Raw genomic sequence first — 2,727 nt, 5'->3', positions numbered from 1 at the left:
CCCCCGCACCGCCCCTGGAAGCTCCATGCCCCGCACCGGCCTGCGCCTGAAGTCCCCCGAACAGCTGATCTCCGAATCCGGCGCCGACCTGGAGGGGAACGGCCTCAAGCGCACCATCGGCCCGTTCCAGCTGGTGTGCTTCGGCATCGGCGCGATCGTCGGCACCGGCATCTTCGTCGGCCTGTCCGACACCGTGGCCGAGGCCGGACCCGCCGTCATCGTCTCCTTCGTCCTCGCCGCACTGACCTGCGTCTTCACCGCCTTCTCCTTCGCGGAGCTGGGCGGCGCCATGCCCGTCTCCGGCAGCTCCTACTCCTACACCTACGCCTCGCTCGGGGAGCGCGCCGCCTTCCTGGTGGGCTGGTGCCTGCTGCTGGAGTACGGCGTCTCGGTCTCGGCGGTGGCCATCGGCTGGGGGCAGTATCTGAACGAACTGCTGGAGCACACCGTGGGCTGGCGCATCCCGGCCGCCCTCGCGGACGCGCCGGGGCACGGCGGCGTCGTCAACGTGCCGGCGGTGATCGTGATGCTGCTCGCCGCCGTCCTGCTGGTGCGGGGCGTGCGGGAGAGCGCGCGGGCGACGGCAGCGATGGCGGTGATCAAGGTCGGCATCCTCGTCCTGTTCTGCGCGATCGCCTTCACCGCGTTCCAGTCGGGCAACCTGTCGCCGTTCGCCCCCGAGGGCATCGGCGGCATCGGTGCCGGCGCGTCGCTGGCGTTCTTCTCCTTCATCGGCTTCGACGCGATCTCCACGGCCGGTGAGGAGGTCAAGAACCCGCGCAGGAACCTGCCGCTCGCCATCCTGGTGACCATCGGCTGCGTGGCACTGCTCTACTGCCTGGTCTCGGTCGCGGCCCTCGGCGCGATGCCCTGGGAACAGGTCGGCGGCAAGCCTGCGGCGCTCTCGCTCATCGTCAACCACGCGACCGGCTCGACCTTCGGCTCGACCGTCATCGCGCTGGGCGCCGTGGTGGCCATCGCCTCCGTGGTGCTCGCGGTGATGTACGGGCAGACCCGCATCCTGATGTCCATGTCCCGCGACGGACTGATGCCCAAGGTGTTCGAGCGGGTCTCGCCCAAGACGTCGACGCCCGTGGCCAACACCTGGATCGTCGCCGTCGTCTTCGCCGTCCCCGCCGCCGTCGTACCGCTGGACGTGGTGCTGGACATGACGGTGATCGGCACGTTGGCGATCATGGCCGTCGTCAACATCTGCGTCCTCGCGCTGCGCCGCTCCCACCCCGGGCTCCAGCGCCGTTTCCGGGTGCCGTTCTACCCGGTGGCACCCCTGCTCGGAGTGGGCTTCAGCCTCTACCTGATGTACGGGCTGCCGCTGGTCACCTGGGTCCAGTTCGCGGTCTTCGTGGCCGTCGGCGCGCTGCTCTACTCCTGCTACGGGCGGCGCCGCTCCCGGCTGGCCCGGGCACAGGCGGCGCCGGACGACGAGATCCGGAGCGCGGCACGCTGAGGCCGAAAGACCCTAGCCCTCGTCGCGCCGGCCTCTGCGGGCCATCTCCTCCTGGCTGAGGCGGTGCAGCATCTCGACCCGCGCCGCGAACTCCGGGTCCTCCCCCTCGGGGTCCTCCTCCACCGATGTGCCCTCGGCGCGCAGTCGCATGTCCTGGACCATGGCCGGCTCGTCCGGGTCGTAGTCGGAGGGACGGGGGCCCTCGGGCCCGTCGGGGCCGATCCGGACGAACCGTTCGACGCGGACGAGGCGCAGGTGGCGCCCGCCGAAGCTCAGCTCGTTCCCGCGCTCCGCGTCGAGCCGGTCGGCGGCCTCCCGGTAGACGGTGCGGGTCGCCTCGTCGAGCCCCTGCATGGCCGGAGCGAGCACCCGCAGCAGCATGGTGAGCGCATCCCGCGCCTCCTGCGGGGTGCCGCCGTCGCCGGTCTCCGAACGCCAGGCGCCGCCCTCCTTCTCCGCGAACAGGAAGACGGGCGGCAGCAGCACGCCACCCGGATGGGTGACGGCGGCCTTCCGCGCGTCCTCCCGCACCTGCGCCGGGTCCCCCTCGCGGTGGGCGAGGGCGAGAAGCTCCGCCTTGAGAATGCCCTCGGAGGGCCCGGTGGGGATGACGGTGTCGAGCACGAAGCCCTCGGTACGGTCGGACAGCGCGCTCGCGGCGCCCGGTTCGGCCGGGTCCGGGTCGGAGGGGCGCGGCGGCTCGGGCCCGTCGCGCCCGGCACGGATGACGTTCTCGGCGCGTACGACGCGGTAGCGCTCCTCCAGCACCGTCATCTCATCCAGCACTTCCCAGTCGAGGCGTTCGGCGGCAGCCTGGCAGGCGGCGCGGCTCTCCTGGCGGCCTGCCTCCTGGGCCTCGCGGGCGCGACGCCTGAAGTGCGAGGCCAGCGCGTCCCGCGCGCTCTGCGGCGTGGGCGCCCCGAAGGAGGGCAGCAGCTGCCAGCCGCCCTCCTCCCGCTCCCGTGCCGCGCCGAAGACGGGGCGGAACCCCATCAGGACCGGGTAGCGCTCCCGGGCCAGCCACGCCTCCTCGTCCGCCAGCGCCGCGACGGGTTCCACGACGGGCGCCACGCGGATCGTCCGGTAGGCCGGCACCTCGTCACTGCCCCTGCCGCTGTCGTTGCCGCAGCCACTGTCACGCTCACCATGCATGCCGTCAGTATGCTCACGACTACCGTGTGTGCGGGGCGAGTTGGATGTACTTCTCCGTCCGGTCCGAATCGCACCTGTGTACGAGCGCCCCTCCCCGTGTTCCTCCC

Annotated in this window: 2 protein-coding genes; one reads left to right on the top strand and one right to left on the bottom strand. The window is 72.1% G+C overall.

Annotated features, from left to right (window positions below; translation table 11 throughout):
- The first annotated feature begins 25 nt into the window (after positions 1-25).
- Positions 26-1,468, top strand: a complete 1,443-nt coding sequence (locus AB8Z75_RS33290) for an amino acid permease (RefSeq protein WP_369208612.1) — start codon at positions 26-28, stop codon at positions 1,466-1,468.
- 12 nt (positions 1,469-1,480) lie between these two features.
- On the opposite strand, the gene AB8Z75_RS33285 is transcribed toward AB8Z75_RS33290, so the two are convergent.
- A complete protein-coding gene (locus AB8Z75_RS33285) occupies positions 1,481-2,620 on the bottom strand; it encodes a DUF5954 family protein (RefSeq protein WP_369208610.1) in 1,140 nt (379 codons plus the stop codon).
- Between the last annotated feature and the right edge of the window lie 107 nt (positions 2,621-2,727).

The organism is Streptomyces sp. PU-14G (assembly GCF_041028275.1).
Taxonomy (GTDB): Bacteria; Actinomycetota; Actinomycetes; order Streptomycetales; family Streptomycetaceae; genus Streptomyces.
The sequence above is the reverse complement of the archived record's forward strand: the minus strand, read 5'-3'. Positions and strand labels throughout refer to the sequence as shown.

Coding starts and splice junctions, on each gene's coding strand:
- AB8Z75_RS33290 (WP_369208612.1), top strand. CDS start 26: ATGCCCCGCACCGGCCTGCGCCTGAAGTCCCCCGAACAGCTGATCTCC.
- AB8Z75_RS33285 (WP_369208610.1), bottom strand. CDS start 2,620: ATGCATGGTGAGCGTGACAGTGGCTGCGGCAACGACAGCGGCAGGGGC.